Source organism: Rothia amarae, from assembly GCF_042677725.1.
Lineage (GTDB): Bacteria > Actinomycetota > Actinomycetes > Actinomycetales > Micrococcaceae > Rothia > Rothia amarae.
Genome location: NZ_JBHUCN010000009.1, coordinates 196898 through 209557, shown reverse-complemented (window position 1 = coordinate 209557; position 12660 = coordinate 196898). Strand labels below are relative to the sequence as shown.

General features: G+C 54.1%; 12 protein-coding genes, 1 tRNA gene and 1 rRNA gene. All 14 read left to right on the top strand.

All coding sequences use genetic code 11. The features are described 5' to 3' along the window. Positions 1 to 114 precede the first annotated feature (114 nt). A 5S ribosomal RNA gene (gene rrf / locus ACFR81_RS05795) occupies positions 115 to 231 on the top strand. A 168-nt stretch (positions 232 to 399) separates the two neighbouring features. After that, positions 400 to 1287 carry a DsbA family protein gene (locus ACFR81_RS05790; protein WP_343876094.1) on the top strand — a complete coding sequence of 296 codons (888 nt, stop codon included), beginning with the start codon at positions 400 to 402 and terminating at the stop codon, positions 1285 to 1287. 99 nt (positions 1288 to 1386) lie between these two features. After that, positions 1387 to 2391: a nucleoside hydrolase gene (locus ACFR81_RS05785; RefSeq protein ID WP_343876095.1), complete on the top strand. Its 1005-nt coding sequence runs from the start codon at positions 1387 to 1389 to the stop codon at positions 2389 to 2391. Positions 2392 to 2405: 14 nt separating this feature from the next. After that, positions 2406 to 3212, top strand: coding sequence for an ECF transporter S component (locus ACFR81_RS05780; protein ID WP_145175773.1), 807 nt, complete (start codon positions 2406 to 2408; stop codon positions 3210 to 3212). After that, positions 3209 to 3982, top strand: coding sequence for an energy-coupling factor transporter transmembrane component T family protein (locus tag ACFR81_RS05775; RefSeq protein WP_343876096.1), 774 nt, complete (start codon positions 3209 to 3211; stop codon positions 3980 to 3982). Before ACFR81_RS05780 ends, ACFR81_RS05775 begins: the two co-directional genes overlap by 4 nt. Continuing rightward, entirely contained in the window at positions 3979 to 5271 is a 1293-nt protein-coding gene (locus tag ACFR81_RS05770) for an ATP-binding cassette domain-containing protein (protein WP_343876097.1), read from the top strand. Before ACFR81_RS05775 ends, ACFR81_RS05770 begins: the two co-directional genes overlap by 4 nt. 74 nt (positions 5272 to 5345) lie before the next feature. Further along, positions 5346 to 5419: transfer RNA gene (locus ACFR81_RS05765), tRNA-Thr, on the top strand. Positions 5420 to 5591: 172 nt separating this feature from the next. Continuing rightward, positions 5592 to 5843 carry a YiaA/YiaB family inner membrane protein gene (locus ACFR81_RS05760; RefSeq protein ID WP_343876098.1) on the top strand — a complete coding sequence of 84 codons (252 nt, stop codon included), beginning with the start codon at positions 5592 to 5594 and terminating at the stop codon, positions 5841 to 5843. A 267-nt stretch (positions 5844 to 6110) separates the two neighbouring features. Beyond that, complete coding sequence (locus ACFR81_RS05755) at positions 6111 to 7160, top strand: ABC transporter substrate-binding protein (protein WP_068169976.1); 1050 nt, start codon at positions 6111 to 6113, stop codon at positions 7158 to 7160. 75 nt (positions 7161 to 7235) lie between these two features. Continuing rightward, positions 7236 to 8276 carry a FecCD family ABC transporter permease gene (locus tag ACFR81_RS05750; RefSeq protein WP_343876099.1) on the top strand — a complete coding sequence of 347 codons (1041 nt, stop codon included), beginning with the start codon at positions 7236 to 7238 and terminating at the stop codon, positions 8274 to 8276. After that, positions 8276 to 9331, top strand: a complete 1056-nt coding sequence (locus tag ACFR81_RS05745) for a FecCD family ABC transporter permease (RefSeq protein ID WP_343876100.1) — start codon at positions 8276 to 8278, stop codon at positions 9329 to 9331. Before ACFR81_RS05750 ends, ACFR81_RS05745 begins: the two co-directional genes overlap by 1 nt. Then, on the top strand, positions 9328 to 10200 hold the full coding sequence (locus ACFR81_RS05740; protein ID WP_145175757.1) for an ABC transporter ATP-binding protein: 873 nt from the start codon (positions 9328 to 9330) through the stop codon (positions 10198 to 10200). Before ACFR81_RS05745 ends, ACFR81_RS05740 begins: the two co-directional genes overlap by 4 nt. Continuing rightward, complete coding sequence (locus ACFR81_RS05735; protein ID WP_145175754.1) at positions 10193 to 11248, top strand: siderophore-interacting protein; 1056 nt, start codon at positions 10193 to 10195, stop codon at positions 11246 to 11248. Before ACFR81_RS05740 ends, ACFR81_RS05735 begins: the two co-directional genes overlap by 8 nt. A gap of 107 nt (positions 11249 to 11355) precedes the next feature. Beyond that, a complete protein-coding gene (locus ACFR81_RS05730) occupies positions 11356 to 12162 on the top strand; it encodes an SGNH/GDSL hydrolase family protein (RefSeq protein WP_068169967.1) in 807 nt (268 codons plus the stop codon). The last annotated feature ends 498 nt before the right edge of the window (positions 12163 to 12660 follow it).

Here is a 12660-nt window from a genome sequence, read left to right as displayed (position 1 = left end):
AGGCTTACATATTTTTTTCTTGGTTTGGTTGTGTTTGCGTCCACTGTATGGTTTTGAAATAACAAAACACTCTTCTTCAACGAAGAAGATAGGCACATGTTAATTTCATAGATTTGCGGTGATTATATCGCAGGGGAAACGCCCGGTTCCATCCCGAACCCGGAAGCTAAGACCTGTTGAGCCGATGGTACTGCACTGGGGACGGTGTGGGAGAGTAGGTTATCGCCGCATTACTTTTAGAAGGCCTTGGAGCATAGCTCCGAGGCCTTTTTTCGTTTAATAAACAGATACACTGAAGGCTTTCTAATAGTTTACTGAGAAAGTATGTTCTAAGGTGGTTACTCCTTGAATACTCCAGTATTCTGAAGAAGACAGTAATCAGAAGAAAGTGAGAACCCGGTGGCGAAAGACAGAAACGTCTCATCCGCTGACGATGCCCGTGTGCGCGCCCGTCAGGTAGCCTCAAAGCAGGCGAAATCGACGTCCAAATCTGGATCAGGCTGGATTAAAGCAACTGTAGCTCTACTGGTGGTAGCGATCGTTGCGATCGTTGCAATCGTTATGGTCAATTCAAAGTCCAAAGAGATTGCCGAATCAGGTCCCGTACCTGCCAGCGCCAATCAGTATGGCGGCATCGTGATGGATAAAGACGGAATTGTTAAAGATGCCTCATCTGAGCCCAGCCGTGATTTCAACTCACTCTATTCAGCATCTGCATCAGCTACCCCATCGGGTGAGTCTACTGCAGCGCCCGTCCCGCTTGGTCTTCCCGATCCCGAAAAAGCTCGTAAAGAAAGCGGTCCCGTAACTCTGACTGTTTTCCAGGACTTCAACTGCATCCACTGTGCTCAGTTTGAACAGGAATACGGTGAAGAAATCCAAAAGCTTATTGACGAAGGCAAAATTAAGCTTGAGGTCCGTAACCTCACATTCCTCGATGCAGCCCACCCCGGTGAATACTCAGCTCGCACAGCTAACGCTGCTTACTCCGTTGCTAACCAGGTGTCCACCGACGATTACCTGAACTGGCAGCGCGAAATGTTCACCCACCAGGGCAACGTTCTGAAGAACGACGAAATCATCGATATTGCTTCTAAATACGGCGCTGACATCAAAGAAGACATGGACAACAATACCTGGCATCCGCTAGTGAGCGTTGTGACCCCCGAGTCATCTATGAACGGAGTGTCCGGCACCCCGACTGTTTACGCAGACGGACAGCAGTACACCAGCAAGGACTTTACCGGTTGGATTAACAAGATTATCTCCGAAAAAGGAAAAGCATAATCTGTAGATAACCGCTAAACTATTAGAGGTTTTGTAGGGACAGCTACTTACCGCGGTAACTCGTGGGGTAGCTGTCTCTTTTTCGTGTGAAGGAGAAGCATGAATAGGAACGTCCAGCTCTTTATCGATTGCGACCCAGGCATCGATGATTTGATGGCGCTCGTCTACGCCGCAGCTCATCCCCGCGTAGATATTGTGGGAGCAGTCGCCTCGGGCGGGAACGTGTCTACCGAAACAGTAGCTCGGAACTTACGGGGTGTCTTGCACCTCGCCGGCGTTCCAGATGTGCCTTGGGCCTTGGGTGCGAAAGACCCTCTGGGGCAACGTCTTACTACTACAGAAGAAACTCACGGTCCCTTTGGCACAGGGTACGCTCAGCTACCCCTACAGGCAGAACCCACCAACCGGGGTATGGGGGAGGGGGCACAACTCTGGGTGGACATGGCCAACACCTACCCTGGGGAGCTGGACGCCGTCGTTCTCGGGCCTTGCACCAACCTGGCGTTAGCGCTCGACCTAGACCCGGAGTTGCCTTCTAAACTGCGAAGCCTGTACATCATGGGTGGCGCCTTGAACCACACGGGCAATACTATGCCCACCACTGAGTGGAACATCCATACTGACCCAGAAGCGGCATATAAAGTATTTGAAACGTTTTCTCAATCAGGACTGAAATGTTACCCGGTTCTGTGCCCGCTTGATCAAACCGAGAAGAACGAGATGACCCCTGAGCTAAGAGCGCGACTGTGTGCGGGGGAGGCTCCCGTCCTCAAAGCTTTGGACGACGCGTTGCAGTTCTATATGGAGTTTCACGAGAGCGATGGACTGGGATTTATCGCCCACGTTCATGATCCATTTGTAACGGCTCTGGCAGTGAACGATTCGCTCCGAACTAAGGGCGAATCCGAAGCTTTGATGTTGGGGGAGTCGACTGCCACAACTATTGACGTGGAATTGGATGGCCGGCTCACCCGCGGGCAGACGGTCGCCGACTGGCGCAGACGGTGGAACCGCGAACACAACGCAAGAGTACTGACATCTGCGGATACCGAAGAATTTTTTCAACACTATATCGACACGGTGCGAAAAGCATTCGCCCTATAACCGAGGAGAAAAGCATGGCAGAAAGAAACGCGACGTCTGGGCAGAGGCTTTCGCCAATGGGTGAGAGTCTCGGTAATCATGAACAAACTCAACATACTCGAGGGACGCACACCCTATTGAACGTGCTGGGGGCACTCGTCATTGCGGGGACTTACCTCTTTACCGTCCTGAGTGCGGGCGGTGGTGCTGAGGATATGACGGTTTCCCTGCCCCTGGTTAGCGGATACGCCGTGGGCGCGATTTTGCTACTCCTAGGAAACCTCCAACGAATTCCACTCTCAGCAGTAGCACTGATACCTTTTGCCGTTGCCTTTAACATCGTGCTAGGTCAGATTGTTGGATTCTCGGGAATCCCACTTTATCTTGACTCCATCGCAACTATCTTGGTGGGTTACCTGGCTGGTCCAGCAGCAGGGGTGCTGACCGGCGTCGTCACTAATCTTGCCTGGGGCCTGACCATCAACCCCACGACTATTCCTTTTGCCGCAGGAGCTGCCGTCATCGGTGTATTGGCAGGTATTGCCGGGCAACATCGTTTGTTGGAGCGCTGGTGGACCGCCCTGCTGGCAGGATTTGGCACAGGTATTGTGGCGGGTTTCTTAGGCGCGCCGGTAGCTGCATTCGTTTTTGGTGGCGGGCAAGGTGTAGGTACTGGATCGCTCGTCGCCGTTTTACAGGCAACCGGACAGTCTTTGTTGGGCGCGGCTACCCTGCAATCCTTGCTTTCTGATCCGCTGGATAAGGCAATTGCCTTCTTACTGGTATGGGCGGTTGCCAAGACTATACCTCAGCGGGTGAAAAACCAACTCAAAACTCGATGAAGTTACTCGAACACGGGAATGGGCTCTGGGGTGGTCTTCATCCGCAAACCTGGGTTGTTATCGGATTGAGTTTCATCGTGGTGGCGTTGGCTCCACTGTCGATTTGCGCTCGTATTATTCTGTGGTTGACGGGTTGTGTGCTTTTGTTGGGAGCAGGGCAGGGACGCCGTCTGCTACTTCTCCTGTTAGGGCTGGCGCCGGTTGCCGGGATGTCCTTTCTCATTCAAGCTGTTAGCTTCAACGGGATGCGGGTTCTCGCTCAATGGCAGCCATTTGCCGGATTGAACTTTGCGGTGACGTTGGAGGGTCTACATTTTGGTGTTTTGCTGGCTTTGCAGGTTCTTTGCTTTGGAACCGGATGTGCGCTGATATCGCTGACCACCACTGCGGCTGGGTTGCGCACGGCGCTGGGGAAGTGGCGTCTCCCGCCGAGGCTCATTTACTTGATTGTGGCGTCCTTGAACGCGCTTTCTCAACTGCAACGGTATGTAGCTATTGCGCGGGAAAGCGAGCGGGCTCGGGGTCTTGAGCGCAGAACGCTCGGGGGTAACGTGCGGCTTGCGGTGAAAACCGCGACGACCGTTTTTACTCTGGTTCTGTTAGAGCATGAAGACCGTGGAAAATCGTTGGCGCAACGTCGAGTAGAGATGCCCGGGCATCGTATTTTTCTACGAACCTACGCCGATTCGCGTGGGCAGAAGGTTGCGCGTTGGATATTGCCCGCTCTGGCTATTGGGTTGGTTTTGCTTGCTTATGGAGGTGTTCTTTGAAGCAGACTATTGACGCTCGGGCTCTGATGGCGGCGGATCTGAACGAGCCGGAATTTCAATCGGCGCGCATTCTGATTTATGGGGGTCGAAATAGCGGGAAATCAGGGCTTGCCGAGCGTTTTGCGCATCGGTGGGGTGCTCTCGTCCAAGGTGCGAATGCTCAGGCGCAACTGAGTGCGCTGTGTTCAACCGTTGCCGAAGAGATTGCTCTGGGGCTAGAAACGACGGTGGCAACGCGGGATGAAATGACCGTTCGGGTTGAGAGCGCCGCCGAGTCGCTGGGAATTTCACATGTGTTAGAACGGAATCCCCTGCAACTTTCTGGTGGGCAGTCGCAGCTGGCGGTGCTTGCATGTTCTGCGGCAATGCAACCTGCGGTATGGGTGATGGATGAGCCTTTCACCGGCTTGGACGACTCCGCGCGAATCCGAGTGCTTGCTCTGTTGAAAGAGTACGAGGGGAGTGTGGTGTGGACGTCGGTCAGGCCGTCCGAAGCTGAGCTGAACCTGGCGACTCATCAGGTGAAGCTGGCTTCTGCGGATGCTGTTCAGATGACGGCGGCGCGAGTTGAGGATTCGACAGACCGAATTTTTGAACTTTTAGTGGAAGAGATGCGCTCGAACGAAGCGGCAAATCTTCCAGCGTTGCACGTGAAACAGTTAGCCGTGCATCCTCAGCCGCACGATAGGCGGAGAATCTGGGGTAAGCGTGACGCTCCGCAACCGATATTTTCTGGGCTCGATATTGAGCTTCATCGCGGGCAAATTCTGGCTATTCAGGGCGCTAATGGTGCAGGTAAGAGCACTCTTTTGCGCACGCTCGCTGGACTCATACCTTCGGTGGGCGGGGAGTTTTTGGTTGCCGGTAGGTCTCTTGCGGGGGCAGATGCTGCCCAGCGAGTAGGACTCGTCTGTCTTGCTGCCCAGTATCCAGCCCACCATTTTCTCGCCAGCTCGGTAGCAGCGGAGATTTCTTTAGGGCCGGCGGGGCAAAGTTCGCAGGCGCTACGGTCTGAATTATTAGGTGCAGTGGGGCTTGCAGGAAAAGAAGAGGAGCATCCTCAGGACCTTTCGCCTGTTGAACAGCACCTACTAGCTTTGGCGACGGCTATTGCCGCGCGTCCTGCCGTATTGCTTGTGGACGAGCCGACGGCGCGTTTGGACGAGTCTGGCGTGAGCCAAGTGGTTCGATTGCTGAACGCATACTGCGCAGCTGGCGGCGCTGTTGTGGTGGCGACGCACGATGCTGAGTTCCTGGCGCGGGTGAAGCATCGCTCGCTGAATCTCTAACGAGGTGTGAGCGCGCCGACAATGCGAAACTAGCACGCTATGCGGTAGTATGGACGAGTTGCGTTTTTCGCTTCGCCTCCTTAGCTCAGCTGGCCAGAGCACCTGTCTTGTAAACAGGGGGTCACCGGTTCGAATCCGGTAGGGGGCTCTTTTTTCTGCCCAAAAATCGGTGTTATATATTCAAGCCCCGCTGCTTTACGTAACAAAGCTCCGCATATTCAGCCCGCGCGGCGTCCACTTGTAATATATGAAACGTCCCCCGTCGTTCTCCGCCTAGGAAACCGGCAATACACTCGTATTAACACCTGAAGAGGTAAAACATGAACCCCAATGAAGAAAACAATGGCGCTTACGGCTTTCTCGTGTTTGCTTGGCTGCAGCTCGCCATCGCTATCACCATGATGATTATCGGATTGTGGACCTTGAAAGAACCGCTGATGGTGAAGGGCTACTATTTCATTACGTCCGTCCTTCTTGTGGGGGGATCCATCACCGCTATGAAGGCCACCTACGACTACAACCGCCACAAGGCATACCGCGAACGTGTAGCTTCGCGTGGTTTCGAAAACTAAAAAGCTCTCACAACCTTTCAAATAAGTGCCTCGAAAGAACGAATCTTTCGGGGCGCTTTGTCGTCTGCGTTGTGCTCGTCAGCCGGATACGCACCTCAACCTGCCTACTCTTGACAGACAGAAATAATAAACGCATAAAAATCTTTCCAAATACCGGCAATAAGTTGGTAGAGCCCCCAAAATTCGCATATTCTAGGGAGGTGCTTAGGCACACCTAACTTAAACAGGCAGTGGGGCGGTCCCCACTAGATTTTGGAGAACTGTCTCATGGTTTCACTTTCACGCGGAGCTTTCCTCAAAGCCGCTGCAGCCACCGCTGCCGCCGGACTCCTCGCAGGCTGCTCAACCGGATCCAAAGATGCATCCGATTCCAGCGCTTCCGCCTCTACCGAGCCCTACACCATCAAGCACGCTTTCGGTGAGACTAAATTTGATGCCGTACCCCAGAAAATCGCCATCGTGCAGAACTGGCAGAACCCCGACGCCGTACTAGCTCTAGGCGTAGTACCTGCAGGTACGCCCGTCGTGGCATGGGGTGGTAACGAGAACCAGTCCACCCCCTGGTTCGACAAAAAACTCGAAGAACTCGGTGGCAAACAGCCCGTTCGCTATGACGAGACCGACGGCCCCAATTACGAAGAACTCGCAAAGCTTGAACCCGACGCGATCTTCTGCCCCTACGGCGACATGAGCCAGGAAATCTACGACAAGCTCAAGGGCATCGCCCCCGTTGTTCCCGCACCTGAGGGTGTAGGTTCCTGGGCAGCTTCATGGCAGCAAACCGTTGAAATGGCGGGCAAAATGCTGAAGAAAGAAGATGAGGCAAAGAAGCTCATCGAAGACACCGAAGCGAAGCTCAAAGAAAAGGGCGCCGAATACGAGAACCTGCAGGGTGCAACCTTCCTCTCGGGCGCTTTTGACACCGAAAAGAACACCTTCGGCGCATACACCTCCCAGGACACCCGCCCCCGCTTCTTCTCCATGATTGGCATGGAACAGGCATCCTACATGAAGGACAAAGAAAAGGATTCCAAGGCCTTTTTCCTCGATATTTCCGCTGAAGTTATCGACTCCGTCGAAGCCGACGCCGTATGGGCATGGGTCAATGCAGAGGGCGACATCGAAAAGGTCAAGTCCAACGACCTCTTTGCGCAGATGCCAGCGATGAAGCACGACGCCGTCGTCTTCGAAGCTGACAAGACTGCTGGTTTGGCGCTTTCCGCAGCTTCACCGCTCTCGCTCGTCTGGGCTGTCGAGGAAACTCCCATCCTCGAGAACATGTCCAAGGCTGTTGAGAACACCAAGAAAGCATCCTAACTTTTCACACCCCTCCAAGGCTGCTCGCGGCGATTGCCCCGGGCAGCTTTGGGCGTTTATTGATCAAGGATTTTTATGTCCACCTCGCTGGCACACACTGCCCGAGAAAAACCACATACCCGGCGGCAAAGAACCCTAGCGGTGACTGCGGCTCTTGTGGTTCTTCTGGCGCTCGTAGTGGTTTCCTCTATCTTCTGGGGAACACGCGATGTTGGTGTGAATACAGTGTGGAATTACTTTACTCACGCAGACTTACCTGCCATGACCGAGGCTGTTCTTGACCAGCGCAGTGTGCGCACGCTGTGGGCTGGAACCATCGGGGCGGCGCTGGCGCTTGCCGGTGCAGGCATGCAGGGTGTCACCCGCAACCCCCTCGGCGACCCGGGTATTCTCGGGGTGAACGCCGGTGCCGCATTTGCCGTCGTGGTGGGAATTTCTCTACTGGGAATCAACTCTTCAACCGGGATGGCGGGGCTCGCCTTTATCGGGGCAGGCATTACCTCGGTGCTGGTTTACGGTTTAGCGAGTGTGGGCCGCGACGGCGCAACCCCCGTCAAATTGGCGCTCATGGGCGCCGCTATTTCCGCAGGTTTAGGCTCCCTTACCTCGGCGCTGATTCTTAACTTCAGCAATGCTTTGGATTCTTTGCGCAAATGGCAGCTGGGTTCTGTCGCCGGTAGCTCAATGGAGGAGTTCTTCCCCTGTGTCTTTCTGCTGATTGCAGGGGCACTAATTATTGGGCTGGGAGCCCGCTCCATCAATAACTTTGCACTCGGCGATGACATGGCCACAGCACTCGGTGAAAACGTGGTGCTCAAACGCTTCATCATCTTTATCGGCATTACGCTTCTAAGCGGAACTGCCACCTCAATGTGCGGACCCATTGCATTCCTTGGCCTGATGGCGCCGCATGCTTTGCGCGCGCTCGTCGGGCCCGACTATCGCGCTATCATTCCGCTATCCGCACTCTTTGGTGCGGCACTTCTCATCGTTGCAGACACCGTTGGCAGGGTTATTATGCCCCCTGAAGAAATACAGGTGGGGGTCACCATGGTTGTCATTGGTGTGCCGGTCTTCATCTACCTGGTACGAACCAAGAAGGCGGTGGAACTTTGATGTCGCAAGGTGCAACTGAGCTGACACCCGTTGATCGCGTAGCGAAACTACGCGCGGACGGACGACGTCGCCCCCGCCTCATCATTGTCGGCTTAGCGGTGACATTGGTAGCGGTCTTTCTCGTTCGTGTGCTCCTGGGAACGTACACGGTGACTTTTCCCGATTTTATTACCATCTTGCAGGGCGGCTCTATTGAAGGTGCTCGTGGAGCTCGTTATATTGTGCTCTCCGATAAGCTGCCCCGGGCGGTTTTGGGAACGTTGACCGGCCTTGCTTTTGGATGTGCCGGGGCTATTTTTCAGTTGTTGCTCCGTAACCCGCTGGCTTCACCAGATATTATCGGCATCAGCTCCGGTGCCTCGCTGGGAGCGGTATTAGGCATCGTATTCTGGGGGTCAACTGGTTTTGAAATCTCTTTTCTTGCAGTTGCCTTTTCTCTTGCACTTGCCATTCTTATTATGGTGCTTGCCGCAGGGCACGGGGGAGTGGGCAACCGCTTTATCCTCATGGGCATAGGAGTCGCTGCTTTGGGCAATGCGGTGGTGAACTATCTGCTGACTCGGATTGACATCAATTCCGCCCAGTCTGCGATGGTCTGGATGACCGGTTCGCTGTCAGTAGCGAACTGGGAACGCATTCTGATTCTGCTCATTGCGCTGTGCCTGATTTTCCCTGCTGTGATGCTTTTCCAACGGCAGCTTCACGCCCTAGCTGTGGGTGAAGAACTCGCTCAAAGCCTGGGACTGAACGTGACGATTACTCGATGGCTCTATATCGTGCTGGGTGTTTTACTGGCAGCTGTTGCCACTGCCGCCAGCGGCCCTATTGCGTTCGTCGCTTTTGTATCGGGGCCCATTGCGCGCCGGCTGATTGGCGGACGGCATTCGCTGACTGCGTCGGCACTCGTGGGCGCAATCATTGTAGTCTTTGCGGACTTCATAGCCGCCAACTTCATTCCAAGTGGCGCGATGCCCGTCGGCGTCTTGACCGGCGCATTTGGCGCTCCCATCCTCATCTGGTTACTGGTCCAATCTCAGAAAGAAGGTCGCTCATGACCGCCTGCACTTACCGCGAACTGCGCATCGAACATGTCGACCTCGGCTACGGCACTCGAACGATTGTCAAAGACCTCTCCCTTGCCATTCCCGCGGGAAAAATTACCGCAATTATCGGCCCCAACGGGTGTGGAAAATCTACACTATTGCGCGGTATTTCTCGTTTGCTCAAGCCTTCTTCTGGCGAAATTACCCTCGATGGAAAGAACATTCACACATTCCCCGGTAAAGAATTTGCTCGGATGGTTGGACTACTCCCGCAGAGCCCCATTGCCCCTGACGGCATCACCGTGGCGGACCTGGTTTCTCGCGGCCGATACCCCTATCAGGGAGTTTTCAAACGCAATACCGCTGAAGACGACGAAGCGGTCGCCTGGGCACTTGAAGCCACCAACACCATGGGTTTAGCAGAACGTTCAGTCAGCGAATTATCCGGTGGTCAACGCCAGCGCGTATGGATTGCCATGGCACTTGCCCAACAGACCGATATTTTGCTCCTCGATGAGCCCACTACCTATCTGGACCTTGCCCATCAAGTAGACCTGCTGGACTTGCTGTCCGACCTCAATGAGGAGCGGGGAACTACTATGGTTCTCGTGCTTCACGAGCTTAACCTGGCTGCACGAGTCGCCCACCACCTGATTGCCATGAAAGACGGCGAAATCGCATGTGCTGGCAAGGCAGAATCCGTTATGACCAGTGAAAACCTACATCGCGTGTTCGGTTTGAAAGCTTCGGTGCACGATCCGGAAAAGAGCGGCGCCCCCGTAGTGGTTCCTCACGCCCGTGTTGCCCGCGGAGGGTTCTCAAAAGCAAACGCCGGCCAAGCAATGAGTGAAGCCGATCGAGAGGACAACTCTAATGAATAAGCTACGTACGCACAGACAATCGGTGATTCATCAGTTTGGATTGTTCCCCGTGGTCGTGACAGGGGTACGACAGCTCACCGAGCATTACGTGCGCATCTCTCTGGCCGGACCTTCACTACATCACGCAGCAGAAGAAATTTCCGAAGGCACCGGGGACGTGGTTGACGCTTACATCAAGCTGTTCATACCGCCGGCAGGTAGCTCCCAGCCCACCGACATTGTGCTCGAAGATAACTGGCGCGCACAGTGGTTTGCTCAGCCTACGGATGAACGCGGTTGGATGCGAACCTATACTGTGCGTAATTCCCGGCTTATACCTGCTGATGCGATATCCCCGCCGGCTACTCAGTTCAGACCGGCTGCAGATGCCGACCTCTCGGTATTAGACCGTGAATACCCCTCCGACATCGTACCTGAAATCGATATCGACTTTGTGCTTCATGCCGATTCTGCTGGAGAGATGGGCCCCGGTGCTACCTGGGCTAACCAGGCGCAGGTGGGGGACTCTATCTCTTTCCTCGCTCCTATGCGCGGCAATAACCTATGGAGCTCTTGGAACCCGGGTAAAGCGTCGAAAATCTTGGTGCTTGCGGACGAAACCGCTGTACCTGCGGCACTTTCTATCGTGCGCACTTTGGACCGCAATACGCGGGCAGATATCTTGTTGGAAGTGCCTGGCGAGGGCGATATTATGACGCCGGAAATAGCTGATATTGCCGATGCCGCAACCGCATTCCCACATGTCACTGTGCGCTGGCTTCCCCGCGGGTGCAACGGTGCGTCATCGGTCAGAGGCGAAGAACTCTACCGCATGTTGCGTGAAATCCTCGACGTTAAACTCAACATCCAGTACCGAGTCATCGAACAAGTGACGGACGAAGAAATCGTGTGGGGATTAGCGGATGAAGACAGTGATTATTACGTGTTTATCGCCGGAGAGTCGGCGGTTATTAAGACGCTGCGACGCATCTGCGTTAACGATGCGGGGCTAGATAAGGGCAATATCTCGTTCATGGGGTACTGGAAACGGGGACGAGCGGAGAGCTGAGCCAACTCGCTCACAACCGCAGGTGAGGGAGCGCATACTGGACCCCGCGCTTTTGCTCACCCCTCTTTATGAAAAGATGGAATAAACCTCGTTGAGAAAGTTGAAGTATGTCTATCTTAAATAATGAGTTCTCCATCCGCTATGTAGCTATCGGCGATTCGTTTACCGAAGGGGTAGGCGATATCGACGCCGACCGCCCTAACGGGGTGCGTGGTTGGGCGGACCGTGTGGCGGAACAGTTCATGTTGGCAGATTCTGAGGCGCTCTATGCCAATCTTGCGATTCGTGGACGGCTCTTGGATCAGATCATAGACGAGCAAGTTCAAGCTGCGGTTGATCTCAAACCTAACCTGGTCAGCTTTTATGGCGGAGGCAATGATATTTTGCGCCCCAGCACTAAACTTGATCAGCTTTTGGAGCGCAAGGGAAAGGCCTTCGCAGCCCTTCGCGCTGAGGGGATTGAAGTATTCACGTTCACCGGTATGGACGTACGAGATTTCAACGCCTTCAAATCCACCCGCCCTAAAACTGCCCTTTACAATGAACTTCTCCGCGAAGTTGCGGACGAGAATGGGGTGCACATCGTTGATTTTTGGCGTATGCGGGAATTCGCTCATCCCGTCTACTTTGCGCCGGACCGGCTGCATCTTAATACTCGTGGCCATATCAAAATGGCTCGAAAGGTCTTAGACGTTTTGAGCGACCAGTCAGTCTCGCTTGAACCCGATGCACTCACCATGCCATTAGATATTCTCAACGCCCGTCCGACTCGTATGCAAAAAGTGCGCGATGATGCACGATGGGCGCGCGAATTTGTGGTGCCCTGGGTTGGACGCCGCATCCGCGGAACGAGCTCGGGCGACGGTATCTCACCGAAGTACCCCGAACTGACCCGTTTTGAAGTAGAGCAATAGAATGACTGCCTGCGGAATTCGGGGATATGACAGGGGCGTCCTGAAGTTTTAAGGATTAAGCCGTTAAAGTCACACCATAAATTGCACCGATGTAATTTAGGGGAAAAATCCTTTGCGGGCACGCTTAAACCGCAAAGAAAAAGTTAAGGGTTAAAGGTCACTTAAACCCTGAAAAATCAAGGAAAAACGCCATATCTCTGATATGCTTGGCTCTGGTTTTGCGTTTCTGCGCCCAAGACCGGTTCTCTGCGGTATCACTGAACTTCGAGAGAGTTCCCTGTGATATGAGCGGTATTAAACCGGCGCTTAGGTTGCAAGAAAGCCTGTATTTACCTAGTATTTAAGGCTGTCGCATTGGTGGCAACACCTCTCGACACCTTGAATTATTCACCGTTATCCCGCGGGCAGGGATTTGGCTTGTCTTCTCACCCAAGCTGAGTCTCAAACACTCTAGCCCGGAGAATAACCCGGTGCTCTACCTTGGTGACGGGACGCAAG

Bases quoted from the DNA above. Each gene is read 5' to 3' on its own strand.
- ACFR81_RS05745 (WP_343876100.1), top strand. From the start codon at position 8,276: ATGTCGCAAGGTGCAACTGAGCTGACACCCGTTGATCGCGTAGCGAAA.
- ACFR81_RS05785 (WP_343876095.1), top strand. From the start codon at position 1,387: ATGAATAGGAACGTCCAGCTCTTTATCGATTGCGACCCAGGCATCGAT.
- ACFR81_RS05750 (WP_343876099.1), top strand. From the start codon at position 7,236: ATGTCCACCTCGCTGGCACACACTGCCCGAGAAAAACCACATACCCGG.
- ACFR81_RS05740 (WP_145175757.1), top strand. From the start codon at position 9,328: ATGACCGCCTGCACTTACCGCGAACTGCGCATCGAACATGTCGACCTC.
- ACFR81_RS05730 (WP_068169967.1), top strand. From the start codon at position 11,356: ATGTCTATCTTAAATAATGAGTTCTCCATCCGCTATGTAGCTATCGGC.
- ACFR81_RS05735 (WP_145175754.1), top strand. From the start codon at position 10,193: ATGAATAAGCTACGTACGCACAGACAATCGGTGATTCATCAGTTTGGA.
- ACFR81_RS05780 (WP_145175773.1), top strand. From the start codon at position 2,406: ATGGCAGAAAGAAACGCGACGTCTGGGCAGAGGCTTTCGCCAATGGGT.
- ACFR81_RS05775 (WP_343876096.1), top strand. From the start codon at position 3,209: ATGAAGTTACTCGAACACGGGAATGGGCTCTGGGGTGGTCTTCATCCG.
- ACFR81_RS05755 (WP_068169976.1), top strand. From the start codon at position 6,111: ATGGTTTCACTTTCACGCGGAGCTTTCCTCAAAGCCGCTGCAGCCACC.
- ACFR81_RS05760 (WP_343876098.1), top strand. From the start codon at position 5,592: ATGAACCCCAATGAAGAAAACAATGGCGCTTACGGCTTTCTCGTGTTT.